The 16,519-nt window shown below is 64.7% G+C and carries 18 protein-coding genes and 2 tRNA genes; 11 read left to right on the top strand and 9 right to left on the bottom strand.

Features of this window, described 5'->3' with window-relative positions; genetic code table 11:
* Window positions 1-10: 10 nt before the first annotated feature.
* Window positions 11-1,279 (bottom strand): ABC transporter substrate-binding protein, encoded by a 1,269-nt coding sequence (locus ACOQOU_RS12410; RefSeq protein ID WP_420578725.1) that lies wholly within the window; start codon window positions 1,277-1,279, stop codon window positions 11-13.
* An 82-nt stretch (window positions 1,280-1,361) separates the two neighbouring features.
* Entirely contained in the window at window positions 1,362-1,781 is a 420-nt protein-coding gene (locus ACOQOU_RS12405) for an Hsp20 family protein (RefSeq protein ID WP_109766765.1), read from the bottom strand.
* A gap of 155 nt (window positions 1,782-1,936) precedes the next feature.
* On the opposite strand from ACOQOU_RS12405, the gene ACOQOU_RS12400 reads away from it, so the two are divergent.
* Entirely contained in the window at window positions 1,937-2,878 is a 942-nt protein-coding gene (locus tag ACOQOU_RS12400) for a nucleoside hydrolase (protein WP_306026197.1), read from the top strand.
* 6 nt (window positions 2,879-2,884) lie between these two features.
* On the opposite strand, the gene ACOQOU_RS12395 is transcribed toward ACOQOU_RS12400, so the two are convergent.
* Window positions 2,885-3,784: a ribokinase gene (locus ACOQOU_RS12395; protein WP_109766764.1), complete on the bottom strand. Its 900-nt coding sequence runs from the start codon at window positions 3,782-3,784 to the stop codon at window positions 2,885-2,887.
* Window positions 3,785-3,979: 195 nt separating this feature from the next.
* On the opposite strand from ACOQOU_RS12395, the gene ACOQOU_RS12390 reads away from it, so the two are divergent.
* From ACOQOU_RS12390 to ACOQOU_RS12370, 5 genes are all read left to right on the top strand, one after another.
* Window positions 3,980-4,066, top strand: a tRNA-Leu gene (locus ACOQOU_RS12390).
* Window positions 4,067-4,435: 369 nt separating this feature from the next.
* Window positions 4,436-4,879 carry a hypothetical protein gene (locus ACOQOU_RS12385; RefSeq protein WP_306026196.1) on the top strand — a complete coding sequence of 148 codons (444 nt, stop codon included), beginning with the start codon at window positions 4,436-4,438 and terminating at the stop codon, window positions 4,877-4,879.
* An 81-nt stretch (window positions 4,880-4,960) separates the two neighbouring features.
* The gene (gene msrB, locus ACOQOU_RS12380; RefSeq protein ID WP_109766763.1) at window positions 4,961-5,434 is read left to right on the top strand and encodes a peptide-methionine (R)-S-oxide reductase MsrB; all 474 of its coding nucleotides are present in this window, start codon (window positions 4,961-4,963) and stop codon (window positions 5,432-5,434) included.
* A complete protein-coding gene (gene msrA, locus ACOQOU_RS12375) occupies window positions 5,434-5,952 on the top strand; it encodes a peptide-methionine (S)-S-oxide reductase MsrA (RefSeq protein WP_306026195.1) in 519 nt (172 codons plus the stop codon). The genes msrB and msrA overlap by 1 nt, the downstream gene beginning before the upstream one ends.
* Before the next feature lie 84 nt (window positions 5,953-6,036).
* Window positions 6,037-6,537, top strand: coding sequence for a peptide-methionine (S)-S-oxide reductase (locus ACOQOU_RS12370; RefSeq protein ID WP_306026194.1), 501 nt, complete (start codon window positions 6,037-6,039; stop codon window positions 6,535-6,537).
* Here the strand turns inward: ACOQOU_RS12370 and ACOQOU_RS12365 are convergent.
* Complete coding sequence (locus tag ACOQOU_RS12365; RefSeq protein ID WP_306026193.1) at window positions 6,521-6,781, bottom strand: hypothetical protein; 261 nt, start codon at window positions 6,779-6,781, stop codon at window positions 6,521-6,523. The genes ACOQOU_RS12370 and ACOQOU_RS12365 overlap by 17 nt on opposite strands.
* Before the next feature lie 68 nt (window positions 6,782-6,849).
* Between ACOQOU_RS12365 and ACOQOU_RS12360 the strand changes: the two genes are divergently transcribed.
* The 3 genes from ACOQOU_RS12360 (at window position 6,850) to ACOQOU_RS12350 (ending at window position 9,494) form a co-directional block, all read left to right on the top strand.
* Window positions 6,850-8,067, top strand: coding sequence for a cation:proton antiporter (locus ACOQOU_RS12360; RefSeq protein WP_306026192.1), 1,218 nt, complete (start codon window positions 6,850-6,852; stop codon window positions 8,065-8,067).
* A gap of 99 nt (window positions 8,068-8,166) precedes the next feature.
* On the top strand, window positions 8,167-8,793 hold the full coding sequence (locus tag ACOQOU_RS12355) for a ribonuclease D (protein ID WP_306026191.1): 627 nt from the start codon (window positions 8,167-8,169) through the stop codon (window positions 8,791-8,793).
* An 11-nt stretch (window positions 8,794-8,804) separates the two neighbouring features.
* Window positions 8,805-9,494 (top strand): HAD family hydrolase, encoded by a 690-nt coding sequence (locus ACOQOU_RS12350; protein WP_109766757.1) that lies wholly within the window; start codon window positions 8,805-8,807, stop codon window positions 9,492-9,494.
* Window positions 9,495-10,383: 889 nt separating this feature from the next.
* Here the strand turns inward: ACOQOU_RS12350 and ACOQOU_RS12345 are convergent.
* From ACOQOU_RS12345 to ACOQOU_RS12330, 4 genes are all read right to left on the bottom strand, one after another.
* Window positions 10,384-10,722, bottom strand: coding sequence for a DUF6665 family protein (locus ACOQOU_RS12345; protein WP_109766756.1), 339 nt, complete (start codon window positions 10,720-10,722; stop codon window positions 10,384-10,386).
* Window positions 10,723-10,840: 118 nt separating this feature from the next.
* Window positions 10,841-12,547 (bottom strand): 30S ribosomal protein S1, encoded by a 1,707-nt coding sequence (gene rpsA, locus ACOQOU_RS12340; RefSeq protein ID WP_109766755.1) that lies wholly within the window; start codon window positions 12,545-12,547, stop codon window positions 10,841-10,843.
* Window positions 12,548-12,676: 129 nt separating this feature from the next.
* Complete coding sequence (cmk, locus tag ACOQOU_RS12335) at window positions 12,677-13,312, bottom strand: (d)CMP kinase (RefSeq protein WP_306026190.1); 636 nt, start codon at window positions 13,310-13,312, stop codon at window positions 12,677-12,679.
* Window positions 13,309-13,968 carry a hypothetical protein gene (locus ACOQOU_RS12330; RefSeq protein WP_306026189.1) on the bottom strand — a complete coding sequence of 220 codons (660 nt, stop codon included), beginning with the start codon at window positions 13,966-13,968 and terminating at the stop codon, window positions 13,309-13,311. The genes cmk and ACOQOU_RS12330 overlap by 4 nt, the downstream gene beginning before the upstream one ends.
* A 257-nt stretch (window positions 13,969-14,225) precedes the next feature.
* Here ACOQOU_RS12330 and ACOQOU_RS12325 point away from each other — a divergent pair, with 257 nt between their 5' ends.
* Both ACOQOU_RS12325 and ACOQOU_RS12320 read left to right on the top strand, forming a co-directional pair.
* Window positions 14,226-14,642, top strand: a complete 417-nt coding sequence (locus tag ACOQOU_RS12325; protein ID WP_306026188.1) for a TIGR02300 family protein — start codon at window positions 14,226-14,228, stop codon at window positions 14,640-14,642.
* Between the two features lie 85 nt (window positions 14,643-14,727).
* Window positions 14,728-14,803: transfer RNA gene (locus ACOQOU_RS12320), tRNA-Ala, on the top strand.
* 77 nt (window positions 14,804-14,880) lie between these two features.
* Here ACOQOU_RS12320 and ACOQOU_RS12315 read toward each other — a convergent pair.
* A complete protein-coding gene (locus tag ACOQOU_RS12315; protein ID WP_306026187.1) occupies window positions 14,881-16,518 on the bottom strand; it encodes a thiamine pyrophosphate-binding protein in 1,638 nt (545 codons plus the stop codon).
* Between the last annotated feature and the right edge of the window lies 1 nt (window position 16,519).

Raw genomic sequence — 16,519 nt, 5'->3', positions numbered from 1 at the left:
CCGCCGACGGTCAGTTGCCGACGGCGTAGCGGGCCGACCAGCGCTCTTCCAGACGCGACATCCATGTCGGGTGCGGCTCGTCAAGAGCCGGACCGAGCTCATCCGGAAGCAGCGTGGCGATGCCCAGATCGAGTGCCTCGAACAGTTTGCGTTGCGGGGCCGACAGCTTGTCCATGGCCAGAACGGTGGGATCGCCCCAGACTTCCGGATCCTGCTTGCGGGCCTGTGCTTCCGGCGAGATCAGGAAGTTGGCGACCACCAGAGCGCCGGCCTTGGCGTTGGCATTGAAGGGAATGGCGACGAAATGGGTGTTGGCGAGCGTGCCGCCCGAGAAGGTGAACGAACGCACCGTGTCGGGCAGGAGCTGGTTGGCGATGGCACTCGACGCTTCGGCCGGATTGAAAGCGAAGGTGATGTCGAGTTCGCCGTCGGCCAGAAGCTGGCTCATCGACGGATAATCCTTGGGAAAGGCGCGCGCGCTGCGCCACAGATGCGGGTGCAGCCGGTCGAGATAGTCGAACATGGGCTGCGTGACCGTCTCGAAGCTGGCTTCGTCGACGGGCTTTTGCAGCACCGCCGGGTCGGCGACCGTCTCGATCAGGATCTGCTTGAGAAAGCTCGAGCCGATGAAGTCGGGCGGCTGGGGATAGGAAAAACGGCCGGGATTGGCCTTGGCCCACACCAAAAGGTCGGCGGCATTGTCGGGCAGATCGCCGGCTTCGGTCCGGGCGCTGTCGTAGAAGAAGACCAGCTTGGCCATGCCCCAGGGCGATTCAAGTCCGTCGGTTGGCAGGGTGAAGTCGACCGTGATGGTCGGTTTGTTCTCCACATCCACATAACGCCAATTGGGCAGCTTCGTCGCCCAGTCGGGCGCAAACAGCAGGCCCTGCCGTTTCATCGACGCAAAGTTCTCACCGTTGATCCAGATGAGGTCGATCGAGCCGCCTTCATCGCGGCCGGCGGTCTTTTCCGCGACGACCGTGGTGACCGCGTTGGCCGTGTCCTCGAGCTTGACATGCACCAGCCGGACGCCGTGGCGCTCTTCCAGTTCCTCGCCGACCCAGCCGATATAGGCGTTGATCTGGGTGGAGCCGCCCCAGGCGTTCCAGTAGACGGTCTGGCCGCGCGCTTCTTCGAGCACCGCATTCCAGTCGGCCGGGTCTGGATCGGCCATCGCCGGGCCGGCGGAAAGGGTCAGCGCAAGGGTCAGCGCGGTTACGCGGATCAGGTCGGTCACGGGCTGGCTGTCTCCGGTTTGGCAAGTGGTGCGCGAAAACATCACGTGCCATGCCGGCCGGTCAACACGCGGCTCGTCACCTCCTCTCACATTCCGGTGAACTTGCCGGGCAAGAACGGCGGGCTCAGCCGCGATCGTTGATGGCGATCCGCTTGACGAGGCGCTCCGGCTCGGGGCGCTCGAGATCGATCAGCAGGAGGCCGTTTTCGAGGTCCGCGCCGATGACGCGCATGCCGTCGGCCAGCACGAAGGCGCGCTGGAACTGCCGGGCGGCAATGCCCCTGTGCAGGAACTCGCGGGCCGGATCGTCGGCATCGGCGCGCCGGCCGCGGATGACAAGCTGGCTTTCCTCTGTGGTGATTTCCAGATCGTCCGAGGAAAAGCCCGCGACGGCCAGCGTGATCCGCATGATCGACGCGCCATCATCGCGGCGGATGCGTTCGATGTTGTAGGGCGGGTAGCCGTCGCCCGACTTGGCGACCCGTTCCAGCGATTTTTCGATGGTCTCGAAGCCGACCAGCAGCGGGCTGGAAAAATTGGTCATGGGCACCGCCTTTTCATGTCCTTTGCAAGCGACATTGCCGCGAGCACAAGTTTTGACTTGCATTTGTCGCGCGGCACGGCGAACCCGTCCGGCATCCGCCTTGATGTCTTATGATGTCTGGGCGGGCGATTTTCAAGAATGTCCGGGGGACCGCCATGACCGACACGCGTGCCATCATCATCGATACCGACCCGGGCCAGGACGATGCGATCGCGCTTTTGCTTGCGCTGGCGAGCCCGGAACTCGACGTGCTCGGCGTGACGGCGGTTGCCGGAAATGTGCCGCTCAGCTTGACCGAGAGGAACGCGCGCAAGATCTGCGAGCTGGCCGGAAAGCCGCAGACGCGTGTCTTCGCCGGTGCCGAGAGGCCGCTGACACGCACGTTGGTCACCGCCGAATATGTGCATGGCAAGACGGGGCTCGACGGGCCGGACCTGCCCGAGCCGACGATGCCGCTCGAAAGCCAGTTCGGCCCGGACTTCATCATCGACACCGTCCGCGCCCATCCGGCGGGCCATGTCACGCTGTGTCCGCTGGGGCCGCTGACCAACATCGCGCTGGCGCTGATCAAGGCGCCCGACATCGCGCCGAAGATCCGCGAGATCGTGCTGATGGGCGGCGGCTTCTTCGAGGGCGGCAATGTCACGCCGACAGCCGAATTCAACATCTATGTCGATCCGGAAGCCGCGCACACCGTGTTCACCTCGGGCGTGCCGATCGTGATGGCGCCGCTCGACGTCACCCACAAGGCCCTGACCACCCAGGGCCGGATCGACGCGCTGCGCGCCAAGAAGACACCGGTCTGCGATGCGGCGGCACAGCTGATCGACTTTTTCGAACGGTTCGACGAGGACAAATACGGCACCGATGGCGGACCGCTGCACGATCCGTGCGTGATTGCTTACCTTCTGCGGCCCGATCTGTTCACGGGCCGCGACTGTCATGTGGCCATCGAGACGGGCTCGCCACTGACCTTGGGCATGACTGTGATCGACTGGTGGGGCGTCACCGGCGAGCCAGCCAATGCGCACGTGCTTGGCGATATCGACGCGGCCGGCTTTTTCGACCTGATCACCGAGCGGCTGGCGACGCTCTGAACCCGCTCATGCCTTGAAGGCGTCGACCCGCGCACGATCGGGGATCGAGGGCTGGGCGCCTTCGGTGAGGCAGGCCAGCGCGCCGGCGCGGCAGGCCAGATCGAGCGCTTCGGGCCAGTCCTTGCCTTCGGCGCGCGCGGCAGCCAGATAGCCGCAGAACGTATCGCCGGCGCCGACCGTATCGACCGGCTCGATTGCCGGCGACGCTGCCCGCGCCATCCCGTCGGCGGTCGCGGCAAACGCGCCATCGGCGCCCAGCGTCAGCACGATCGCCGCCTTGAGTTCGGCGGCGAGCCGCGCCATCTGCGCGTCAATCGAATCGTCGGCAAGCCCGATTTCGCCGGTAAGGGCGGCGAATTCGGTTTCGTTGGCAATCACCACGTCCGCATGGCGCGCCAGTTCGGCTGCCGCCGGACGGAAGGGCGCGATGTTCAGATAGGACACGGCGCCGGCCGCACGGGCCGCTTCCAGCGCGCGCGCAACGGCCGTGTCGGGGATTTCCATCTGGAGCAGCAGCGCGTTGCCGGCGGACAGGATCAGATCGTCAGTTCCCTCCAAGACACGGGCGTTGGCGCCCGGCACGACGGCGATCTGGTTTTCGCCCGTCTCCGCATCGACCAGGATCAGTGCGACGCCGGTCGGCTCCTCGGCGAGCCTGCGCACGGCGGACAGGTCCACCGAAGCGCCGTCCAGAAGGGACAGGGCAGCGTCCGCATTGGCGTCATCGCCGGTGCAGCCGGCCATGCGCACCTCGTGGCCGGCGCGGCGGGCGGCCAGTGCCTGGTTGGCGCCCTTGCCGCCGGGCGCCTCGGCATAGCCGACACCGGAGACCGTTTCGCCGGGCGCCGGCAGATGGTCGACGCGGGCGACGAGGTCGAGATTGATTGAACCAGCGATCGTGATCATGGCGTCTCCTCCCCGTCGCATCGGCCGCGACGCTTGCGTCCGGCAACGGCCTTTGCGGGCGGTCGCGGCGGCCCGGCATGCACCAACCGCCCATGGCGTTAGTCGATCGCGGCGTCCCCGGCAAGCATGTGCGAACACGCCCGGACCTTGGTTGACAGCACCGGGTGGACCGCATATGTCACGGCTCGATTTCGTGCCCAGATGGCGGAATTGGTAGACGCGCTGGCTTCAGGTGCCAGTGGCCGCAAGGCCGTGGAGGTTCGAGTCCTCTTCTGGGCACCATTTTCGTCTGCGTGCCGCCAGTACCAGCCAACCCGGCGCGCGGGTTCCGGTTCGAGGCAACTCCTCCCACCTGCACGATTCATTCCGGTCGTCAGGCAACCGATCGAACAATCCGCCCGCCGGCGACGTTCGTGATTGTTCGTCTCACCTGCCCGCTTCCTCACCGCGCCGTTCATGTGTGACCTTACGCTCTGCACGCCGATGGCCGGGCGGCAGGGTGCGCGCCCACGCCATTTGCCTGCCTGCGGCAAAGAATTGGGATGCAAGCGGGCGCAAAGTGCTGGTAAGACGGCCCATGAACGCCGGACGGCGCGGCCACGGTCAAGCCGGGCCGGACCGCACGGCGCGATTGAAGACCAAGGAGCCAAAATGAACAAGTCAGCCGTCAAGGAAACCATGCTCGCGCTGAGCGAAGCCGAACTCGAGCACGCCCGGGAGCATTACGAACAGTTTCTGGCAAGCGCGCGGCTGGACCGCTCCGAGCCAATCGAAACGGACGAGCGGGCGCAGGCGGAAACGGCCAGCGAACTGGCCGAGGCGTTCGAGCAGCCCGTGCACGATTACGAGACCAAGATCGACCGGCTGCGCGCCATCGATTTCAGCCCGAAATCCGAGGTGGGCGAAGGCGCGATCGTTACGGTCGGCGGACGCCATTTCGTCATCGCCGTGTCGACGGCACGGTTCCAGCATGAGGGCGTCGAGCTGATCGGCATTTCGACCCAGGCGCCCATCTACAAGGCGATGGAAGGCAAGAAAGCGGGCGACGATTTCACCTTCAACGGCCGCACTCTGGAGATCGAAGAGGTGGCCTGAGAACGGCGGCTCACGCAGCGGTGACTGGAAGTTGGCGGTGCGCCGCCCCATAACGGGGAGACACGGCAAAGGAGAAGCCAAATGACCGGCGCCAAGACCTATGCGAAATCCGCCGAAGCCATTTCCCGGCTGACCCCGGAACAGTACCGGGTCACGCAGGAGAATGGCACTGAGCGACCGTTCACCGGCGAACTCAACGACAACAAGGCCAAGGGCATCTATGTCGACATCGTGTCCGGCGAGCCGCTTTTCGCGTCCAGCGACAAGTACGAATCCGGCTGCGGCTGGCCGAGCTTCACACGCCCGATCATCGACGAACATGTCGTCGAGACGTTCGACGACAGCCACGGCATGCGCCGCGTGGAGGTTCGCTCGAAGCATGGCGACAGCCATCTCGGCCACGTCTTCAACGATGGCCCGAAGGAAGCGACCGGCTTGCGCTATTGCATCAACTCGGCCTCGCTGCGCTTCATCGCCATCGAGGACATGGAAGACGAAGGCTATGGCGATCTTCTCGGCCTGTTCGGCACAGATACCGACAAGGAGAATGCCTGATGAGCAAGACGCTTGACCGCGCCGTCCTCGCCGGCGGCTGTTTCTGGGGCATGCAGGACCTGATCCGCAAGCTGCCAGGCGTGGCGAAGACGCGCGTCGGCTATACCGGCGGCGACGTGCCGAACGCGACCTATCGCAACCATGGCAGCCATGCCGAGGGCATCGAGATCGAGTTCGATCCGGCGGTGATCAGCTACCGCGATCTTCTGGAGTTCTTCTTCCAGATCCACGATCCGACCACGCTGGACCGTCAGGGCAACGATATCGGCGCGTCCTACCGCTCGGAGATCTTCTATGTCGACGACGCCCAGCGCGAAGAAGCGCTGCGCACGATCGACGATGTGAACGCCTCCGGTCTTTGGCCCGGAAAGGCCGTCACCAAGGTGTCGCCGGTCGGCGATTTCTGGGAGGCCGAGCCGGAGCACCAGGATTATCTGGAGCGCTATCCGAACGGCTACACCTGCCATTTCCCGCGGCCGGGCTGGAAGCTGCCCAGACGCGGCGGTCAGGCCGCCTGACGCGTCCGAAAGAGTGCACGGCATGATACGGCGTCGGCCCAAACGGCCGGCATCGACATTCCGTGTGCGCGAAGGAAAACGGACATGAGCAAGAACCGCATCAGGATCGGCTTTGGCGGCGGCTGCCACTGGTGTACCGAGGCGGTGTTCCAGGCGCTGCGCGGCGTGCACAGCGTCGAGCAGGGTTTCATCCGGTCCGATCCGCCCTTCGACGGCTGGTCGGAGGCGGTGATCGTCACCTTCGATCCGGCCATCATCGATCTTGCCACGCTGACCGAGGTGCATCTGCGGACCCATGCCAGCACGGCGGCGCATTCGATGCGCGGCAAGTATCGCAGCGCGGTCTATGCGTTCGACGATCGGCAGGTGCAGCAGGCGCGCGGTCTGGTCGAGCGGTTCCAGCCGGAGTTCGGCGGTGCATTGGTGACCAGGACCCTGCCGTTCGTTGCTTTCAAGCCGTCCGACACGCGCTTTCACGACTATTACGCCAGCGATCCCGGCCGACCGTTCTGTCAGGCCTATATCGACCCGAAGCTCGCCGTGCTGCGCCGCGAATTCGCGGCCCATGTCACGGTGCCGGCTTAAAGCCCATGACGAAGTCGATCACCCTGGCCTGAGGCATTTCGCACGGCTTGAGCAGCGGCTTGCCCGACGCGAGGAGGTAGAGGTTCAGGCTGACATGATCCTTGCCGCCCAGTTCCTCGGCATAGAGCTTGCGCCGCCTTCCGTCGGCCGACGACGAAACCGACACGCCGTAGCGGCGCCCACCATAATGGCCTTCGCTGTAGCCGGCGGGCAGCGCCAGAAAGCGGTCGAGAAAAGCCTGCATGGCGTGTATCTATTGCAGGGCCGACCGGCCCGCGACAAGGGCCTGCACACCGAAGAGGGCGACATAACATGCTGAGCCCGGCGACCATACTGATCGTGCTGGCCTTTGCGGCGGCCTATGCGCTCCTGTCGCGGCGCATCGAAGCGTCGATCGTGACGCTGCCGATGATCTTCACCGCGCTGGGGCTGGCAATCGGCTCGGCGGGTCTCGACATGGTGCCCGAGCAGATCGATCAGGATGCGATCCACCTGATCGCCGAGATCACGCTGATCCTGCTTTTGTTCTCCGACGCATCGGGCGTGCGCCGCCAGGACCTCGCCGGCAATGCGGCGATCCCCGCGCGCATGCTGCTGATCGGCATGGGCATGGCGATCGTTCTGGGCACGCTGGTTGCGCGCTGGGTGTCGCCCGACCAGCCCTGGACGCTGGCGCTGCTGGTCGCCGCCATCCTGACGCCGACCGATGCGGCGCTCGGCCAGGGCGTTCTGACCAACAGCAAGGTGCCCAAACGCATCGGCCAGTCGATCAATGTCGAAAGCGGACTCAATGACGGGCTGGCGCTCCCAGTGGTGCTGGTTGCGGCGATCATGGCCGCCGACGGCATGGCCAGCCATGCCGGCGCCGTGCCGGACAATATCGCGCTTTTCGCGCTGGGGCAGGTGACGCTCGGCCCGCTCGCAGGCCTGGTGATCGGGTTCGGCGCGGCCAGGCTGCTCGACCTGGCCGTCGACCGGAACGCGACAACGACGGTGGCGCAGGGACTGTACTTTCTGGCGGTCGCCTTTTTCAGCTTTTTTGCGGCAGAGGCGGTCGGCGGCAACGGCTTTATCGCCGCCTTCGTCGGCGGCTTTGTCTTCGGCAACACGCTGCGCGCGCCGTCCTTGTTCATCCGCGAATTCATGGAAGGCGAAGGCCAGTTGCTGACGCTGCTCACATTCCTGATCTTCGGAGCGGTGCTCGCGCCGGTCGGGCTCGAACATGCAACATGGCAGACCGCGACCCTGTCGGTCCTGTTCCTGACGGTGGTGCGCATGCTGCCGATCTGGCTGTGTCTTGCCGGCACCGGGCTCAGCACCTACGAGAAGCTGTTCCTGGGCTGGTTCGGCCCACGCGGGCTGGCATCGATCCTGTTCGCATTGCTGGTGCTGGAGCGGTTCGACATTCCCGGCGGCGAGGAACTTGTCGCCTGTGTCGTGCTGACGGTCCTGATGAGCATCGTGCTGCACGGGCTGACGGCGACGCCGCTGTCCAACCGCTTCGCAAGGACCGCCGCGCCGGCCCGATGAGCTTGCGGGGCGCCGCCAACGCAAATCGGCGCGGTTCCGCTTGAGCTTTGCTGCGCCGCCCCATACAAGCGGGCGACACCGCTTGAGGGGACGACACGCATGGCCAGGGCGATTCGCCTGCACAAGGGCGATCTGAGCGAAGAGGCGGCGGAGCGCTATGGCGACCGCATCGCCGTCGATACCGAAACGCTTGGCCTGAACCCGCATCGCGACCGGCTGTGCGTCGTCCAGCTTTCGCCCGGCGACGGCACCGCCGACGTGGTCCAGATCGCCAAGGGGCAGAAGAAGGCGCCCAACCTTGCCCGCCTGATGCGCGACCGCAAAAAGACCAAGATCTTCCATTTCGGGCGGTTCGACATCGCCGTGCTCGAACATGCGTTTGGCGTGACCACGCAGCCCGTCTTCTGCACCAAGATCGCTTCGAAGCTGACGCGGACCTACACCGACCGGCACGGCCTCAAGGAGCTGACGCGCGAATTGCTGGACATCGACATTTCCAAGCAGCAGCAATCGTCCGACTGGGCGGCCGAAACGCTGACGGACGCGCAGCTCGACTATGCGGCCAGCGATGTCCTGCATCTGCACGCGCTGATGGATGGGCTGGTCGTGCGGCTCGAGCGCGAGGGCCGGACGAAGGAGGCCGAAGCGTGCTTCCGGTTCCTGCCCACGCGCGCGCGCCTCGACCTGATGGGCTGGCCCGAAACCGACCTTTTCGCCCACAGCTGACTGGACCGATAATGGACGATCCCCTGCTGATCTTCGATTGCGACGGCGTGCTCATCGACTCCGAGGCGATCTATCTGGAGGTCGAGTTCGACTTCCTGCGCTCCAAGGACATCGAGGTCGAGCGCGACTGGTATGTCGGCCAGTTCATGGCGCTGGCGCAGGACAAGTGGCGGGCCAAACTGTCCGATCTGTTGCTCGAAAAGACCGGCACGCCGCTGACCGACGACGACTACACGGCGCTCAAAAGCGTCTCGCGCCGCCGCGTTCTGGAGGAAGTCCGGCCGATCGCCGGGGTCGACACGCTCCTGAAGGCGATGGCCGCGCCACGCTGCGTCGCCTCGTCGACGCAGATGCCCTTCCTGCCGCTTAAGCTGGAGCAGGCCGGGCTGGCGAGGTTTTTCGGCGACGGCGTGTATTCGGGCGACATGGTCGAAAACGGCAAGCCAGCGCCCGACCTGTTCGCTTATGCCGCTGAAAAGATGGGCTACGCCGCCGAGGCGTGCATCACCGTCGAGGACAGCGCCAACGGGGTGCGCGGCGCCAAGGCCGCCGGCCAGTTCGTGATCGGCTTCACCGGCGGCGGGCACTGGACTGACAAGAGCGGCGCGGCACTCAGTGACGCCGGCGCCGACCATGTGGTCACCAGCCATGCGGAACTGGCCGACTGGCTCGCCGCCAACACCGGCGCGATGCGCGCCTGAACGCCAGATCGCCTGCCCCTCGCAGCAGCCCGACCGAGAGTGCTTTGTGAGCCGTTCCGGCTCGCCGCAGCGGCCAATACTATCGGGTACATTTGGAGCTCAGGAGTATCGAGCACTGGGAAGGGCTATTTGAATTAAATCAAAAAGCCCGAGAAAGCTGCGTAGTCGCACCGGCACTGACAAGCGCATCCGAGGCGACTGGCTCCAACAACTGATCACGCAAATCCCGTTTGAATTTGCATTATTTCTGAAATACGCTCTAATACTTTATCTTTTTGTTTTATGTTTAGGGGCGCGTGATGAGAATTTTTCGTAGTCTGGCCACTGTATGCGGCACACTTGGTCTGATGGCGGTAGCCACTGCCCCGGTCGGAGCTGAGGAATCTAAGGCGATATGCCAGATCACCGCGGGTTCTTCGTCGCACAGCAAATTCGCGGTGCTGAAATGCGCGAAGGAATCCTCTCCGCGCAACTTCATTATTCGCAATACCATTTTTGAGCGCGATGACCGCGACGGGTATCGCGATCTTGCTCGCTTCGCCGGCCGATCGTTCAACTGCACACTGACACGGGCCGGCACATCATCCCGCGGCGGCACTGCGTACACTCACTACACGGTCAGCGAATGTAGATAGAGAACAACCAGTGTGCGCAAGGATCGATGGCTGCAAATCACGCCTCGCAAGCGCGATCTTTCCTGAGGCGCGCGTGAACATCTGGTCATGGATTCGTTCAAGCGGCGTGCTTGTTCAATGTGCTCCCCGAGGGCCCGTCCATCTCGATCAGCGTTGATCGCAGTGATGGACCGCCCGACGGCGCCGTCGGCCTGGACGCCAGATCGCCTGTCCTTCGCCTCGATCCGAGCGACGGTTAGGTCAAGGCAAGACCGTTAGCCGCCCCGGCGGCTTTTGGCGAAGACGCCGACCCTGATCATCACTTCACGCGGGATCTTGTAAGTGCCGGTCAGATGATGATCGGAGCGCAGGCCGAGAAAGTCGCGCTGGATGAACAGCGCCCAGGCGCAATCCGCCGCCTCCTGCACCAGTTCGTCGCGGTCGCGATTGGCTCCTGGCGTCGCATCGTGGCGTTCGAGCGCGGCGAGCGCCGCCTCCAGTTTCCTTCCGGCACGGCCGAGCGCAGCCGCCGTTTCGGCGGCGGCTTCATGGGCAAAGGCGTCAAGGGTTGCCTGGCCGTTGGCCAACCTGCGCAATTGCGGCGGCTTGAGCATCGCATCCTTTCCGGCGTGTCGTGCCGGACATAGCGGCACAGGAACCCGCGTCGAGGCAAGAAAAAACCCGCCGGTCGCAACGACCGGCGGGCTGTCTGATGGAGACAGTCAGAGGCGCTTACTTGTCGCCATCGTCCTGCTTCTTGAGGGCCGCGCCGAGAATGTCGCCCAGCGAAGCGCCCGAGTCGGTCGAACCGAACTGGGCAACCGCTTCCTTCTCCTCGGCGATTTCCAGCGCCTTGATGGAGAGCGAGAGGCGGCGGTCCTTCTTGTTGAACTGGGTAACACGCGCATCGACCCGCTGGCCGACCGAGAAGCGCTCGGGGCGCTGCTCGTCACGGTCACGCGACAGGTCCGAACGGCGTATGAAGGCGTCAAGATCGTGGTCGACCAGCTTCACCTCGATGCCGCCATCGTTCACCGCGGTGACTTCGCAGGTGACGACGGCGTTCTTGCGCAGCGCGCCGGACGAAGCCGCATCGCCAACCGCATCGCCGGTCAACTGCTTGATGCCCAGCGAGATGCGCTCCTTGTCGACATCGACGTCGAGCACGACGGCCTTGACCACATCGCCCTTGTTGTAATCCTCGATGGCGTCCTCACCGGAGCGGTTCCAGTCGAGGTCCGACAGGTGGACCATGCCGTCGACATCGCCTTCCAGGCCGATGAACAGACCGAACTCGGTCTTGTTCTTGACCTCGCCCTCGACGACCTGGCCGACCGGGAAGTGCTGTTCGAACTCTTCCCAGGGGTTGTTGAGCGTCTGCTTGAGGCCAAGCGAGATGCGACGCTTGTCCGGATCGACCTCCAGCACCACCACTTCGACTTCCTGGCTGGTCGACAGGATCTTGCCGGGATGGACGTTCTTTTTGGTCCACGACATTTCCGAGACGTGGATCAGGCCTTCGATGCCCGGCTCGACTTCGACGAACGCACCATAGTCGGTGATGTTGGTCACGCGGCCGGTGATCTTCTTGCCGATCGGGTATTTGGTGCCGATGCCGTCCCACGGGTCCGCCTCGAGTTGCTTCATGCCGAGCGAGATACGGTGCGTTTCCTGGTTGATGCGTACGATCTGGATCTTGACCGTCTGGCCGATCTGCAGGATCTCGGTCGGGTGGTTGACGCGGCGCCATGCCATGTCGGTGACATGCAGCAGGCCGTCAATGCCGCCCAGATCGACGAATGCGCCGTAGTCGGTGATGTTCTTGACGACACCCTCGACCACCTGGCCTTCTTCGAGGTTCTGGACGATTTCCGAACGCTGCTCGGCCCGGCTTTCCTCGAGAACCGTGCGGCGCGAGACAACGATGTTGCCGCGGCGCTTGTCCATCTTGAGGATTTCGAAGGGCTGCGGCGTATGCATCAGCGGGGTGACATCGCGGATCGGCCGGATATCGACCTGCGAACGCGGCAGGAAGGCAACGGCGCCGTCCAGATCGACGGTGAAGCCGCCCTTGACCTGGTTGAAGATCTGGCCTTCGACACGCTCGCCGGCCTCGAACTTGGCCTCGAGCTTGACCCAGGCTTCCTCGCGGCGGGCCTTGTCGCGCGACAGGACCGCTTCGCCAAGCGCGTTCTCGACGCGCTCGACATAGACCTCGACGGTATCGCCGACATTGAGCGTGCCGTCCTTGGCTTTCGCTCCGAATTCCTTGAGTGCGATGCGGCCTTCAACCTTCAGGCCGACATCGACAATGGCCATGTCCTTTTCGATGGCCGTCACCGTGCCGTTGACGACACGGCCCTCGATCGTATCCTGATCGGCGAACGAGGCTTCGAGGAGGCTCGCAAAGTCCTCCCGCGTGGGGTTCAGTTCTGACATTTATGCTCCTGATGCGCGGGCGGCATCGATCTGGTCATCGCCTCGCGCGGGCGCCGGGGTTTGTGTTTGTCTGCCAACAACGATCCGGCCCTTGAAGGGCGGTCCGGCGCGGGATCGATGCTGGACGGTTCAGTTGCGTTCAATTGCCCGGTCGATTTTGGCACGGGCGGCCTGAAACGCCGTCTCTATAGTCATATCGGACGTGTCAAGCAAGTGGGCGTCGATCGCGGGCCGCAACGGCGAATCGGCGCGGCCCATGTCGCGCGCGTCGCGCCGTTCGATATCGGCGAGGATTGCTGCCTCGTCCGCAACGCCGCCACCGGCCAATATCTCGTGATAGCGGCGTTTCGCGCGAACTTCCGGGCTCGCGGTGACATAGAGCTTGGCCGTCGCGTCGGGGCACACGACGGTGCCAATGTCCCGCCCGTCGAGTACGGCGCCGGGCGGCGTTTCGGCGAAGCGGCGCTGTCGTTCCACCAGAGCCCGGCGCACCGCCGGTATCACGGCCACCTTCGATGCCGCCTCGCCGACGGCGTGCGCGGCCAGGACAGTGCGATCCATGGCCGAAAGGTCGAGCCGCTCGGCTGCGGCAACCGCTTCAGCCTCATCGTCGAGCGGCTTTCCGGTGGCGACGAGCGCATGGGCAACGGCGCGATAGGTCAGGCCGGTGTCGAGGTGCCGCAGGCCGTAATGGGCCGCGATGCGGCGCGCGAGCGTGCCCTTGCCCGATGCCGCCGGACCGTCGATCGCGATGACCGGAATCATGCTCTGTCCTCCTGCGTGCGGGTATCGGCAGGCGCGCGAATATCCGTCTGACCCGTCACGGCCAGCGACCAGCGGCGATCGGTGGCGGCGATGTCGATCACGGCGCCGAACCGGACGAAGATTTCGGCCAATCCCGCAGGGTTGCGGGGCAGATGCCCGACCCGGGTGATGCCGGGCGTGCCGAGCGCAGCGAGCATGACGGCGGCAACCGCGGCATCGCTCCAACCGCCGGCGTCGTGGATGGCGGGATTGGCTGTCGCCTGTCCCGCAAAGACGATCGCGTCGCGTCCGTCCGCCTCGGCCTGAATGCCCATCGCCGCGAATGCGGCAAGCAGCGATGCAACGGCATCGCCATTCAGGCCAACGGCGCATTGGACGCGTGTTGCCATGTCATGGGGCGCGACCAAGCCTGCCACGAGCAACGCGTCTTCGGGCGAATTCAGTGCCAGCGGCGCCCCAGATTGCAGCAGGCAGCCATTGCCGGCGCCCGCGATCATTGTCGCGCCGTTCCGGCCAGCACGAATCCGCGCTCCCAGAGCATTCATGGCGCCGAGCATCGCCATGCAGTCATCGTCTGCCGGCACGTGCTCGCAGATCGTCTCGCCGGCGGCGAGGCCGGCAAGGATGATGGCAAGGTGCGTGTCGGGTGCGATCATGATGTCCATCCGGTACCGGACGAGCAGTCACGGCGTCCGGGCGCATACGCCAGCCGGTGCGGCCGGTCAAATCGCCGACCGAACGGGACATTGTGCGGCGATGTGCGGCCCGTCTTCAAATCACCGGAACCGGCGCCAGAAATGGCTTTGACAGGGTAGGTCATTGCCGTTATGGACCGGTCCACCCTGAACACCTTGCGGGATAGATGCGCAAAGGCCGTTTGCGTTTCCCATACATGTCTTGATGAGGCCCTGCCGTGGCAAAACCTGACCTTGGAACCAAGCGCGTGTGCCCCGAGACGGGCCGCAAGTTCTACGATCTGAACAAGGACCCGATCGTCTCTCCCTATACGGGCAAGTCCTACCCGCTCTCCTTCTTCGAGGATGATGGCGCCGACGTCGTCGAGGCCAAGCCCGAAAAGGTCAAAGAGGACGTCTCGGAGACAACCGAGGAAGAGACCGAGACCGAGGGCCCGGAAGTGCTGTCGCTCGAGGATGCCGACGAGGAAAACGCCGAGGAAGGCGACGACAATCTGCCGGACCTTGGCGACAATACCGACGACGAAGTCCTGGACGATGACGAGGAAGAAGACGACACGTTTCTTCCCAGCGACGATGAAGACGAGGACGATGTCAGCGGCATCGTCGAAATCAATCCGGACGAAGACGACTGATCGTCCGCTGCGGCACAAAAGACCTTGATTAGGCGCCGGTGAGATTGTATCGAGCGCCGGTTCGCTCAAGCGGACCATCCTTTACGGGGCCATAGCTCAGCTGGGAGAGCGCTTGCATGGCATGCAAGAGGTCAGGGGTTCGATTCCCCTTGGCTCCACCAATTTTTTTGCGGGTTGCCGCCCGCCAACCCAACCCGCCGGTTCGAGGATTATCCTCTCACCTCCACCATTTTCCTGATCAATCGAGCGTGCGGGTCGGGCTCAGCGCGCGCGGGTCGGTGACGATCTCGATCAGGCTGGCGCCATCGCTCGCAAGGGCGCGCTGCATCGCCTGGGCGAACTGGCCGGTTTCGGCGACGCGTTCGGCTTCAAGACCATAGGCGCGTGCAAGCGCGACGAAATCGGGATTGTCCAGGGACGTGCCCGAGATGCGGCCCGGATAGTGCATCTCCTGATGCATGCGGATCGTGCCATACATGGAATTGTTGACGACCAGAACGATGATGCCGAGCCTTTCCTGGGCCACCGTCCCCAGTTCCTGAATGGTCATTTGCAGGCATCCGTCGCCGGCCAGCGCGACCACCGGCCTGCCAGGTTCGGCGAGCTTGGCGGCGACCGCGGCCGGCAAGCCATAGCCCATCGACCCCGAGGTCGGCGCGACCTGCGTGCGGTAACGCCGGTGGCGGTAGAAGCGATGCAGCCAGGCGGCATAGTTGCCGGCCCCATTGGTCAGGATCGCGTCGTCCGGCAGGTTCTCGCGGAGCCAGATGATCGCTTCGCCCAGATTGAACGTGCCGGGCATGGCGGTGGCTTCGTCCGTCCAGCCGCGATAAGCCGCGTTGCGCTCGGCAGTCCATTTTGCCCAGACGGGATCGCGCGGCGCCTCAAGCCCTTCGGCAGCGTCGAGGAACGCGCCGACCGAAGCGGCGACCGGCAGGGCCGGCTGGAATACATGGCCCAACTCATCGGGCTCGGGATGGATGTGGACAAGCGTCTGGCGCGGCACCGGGGCGTCGAACAGCGTGTAGCCGGACGTCGTGCAGTCGCCTAGCCGCGCGCCGAGCGCTATGACCAGATCGCTGTTGCGGATCGCATCGGCCAGCGCAGGATTGATGCCGAGACCTGCGTCGCCGGCATAGTTGGCATGGGTGTTGGGAAACCGGTCCTGCGCCCGGAACGCGCAGGACACCGGCAACGACCAGCGCTCGGCGAAGGCGACAAAGCGATCGACCAGACCTGCATCCCAGCCCGGCCCGCCGGCAATGACCAGCGGCCGTTCGGCCGCGTGAAGCATTTCTCCAAGCCGTTTGATGGCGTCGGGGTCCGGATGGGCGCTGATGGGCTGTGACATGGGCGCGGCGACGGTGTCGGCGGTGCCGGACAGCACGTCCTCGGGCAACGCCAGCACGACGGGGCCGGGCCGGCCGGACTGCGCCACGGAGAAGGCGCGCGCCATGTATTCGGGCAGGCGTTCGGTCTGGTTGACCTGCGACGCCCATTTGACCTGATCGCCAAACATAGCCTTGACGTCGACTTCCTGGAACGCCTCGCGATCCATGTCGCCGCGCGCCACCTGACCCATCAGCACGATCATCGGCGTTGAATCCTGCGCAGCGGCATGCACGCCCGCATAGGCATTGGCCGCGCCCGGCCCGCGCGTCACCAGACAGATGCCGGGCCGGCCGGTCAGCTTGGCGTGCGCATCGGCCATCATCGCCGCCCCACCCTCCTGGCGGGCGATGGTCAACCGGATTTGCGGCGCATCGTGCAGCGCATCGAGCACCGGCAGGTAGCTCTCGCCGGGCACGCCAAAAACTTGCGTGACGCCATTTTCGATCAGAGCGTCGACGACCAGTTGCCCGCCGGATTTGGCCATG

This window comes from Oceaniradius stylonematis (genome assembly GCF_965223445.1).
In the GTDB taxonomy this organism is placed as follows: domain Bacteria; phylum Pseudomonadota; class Alphaproteobacteria; order Rhizobiales; family Rhizobiaceae; genus Roseitalea; species Roseitalea stylonematis.
Note: the sequence above shows the minus strand (reverse complement) of the source record. Positions and strands in the feature narration are given on the sequence as shown.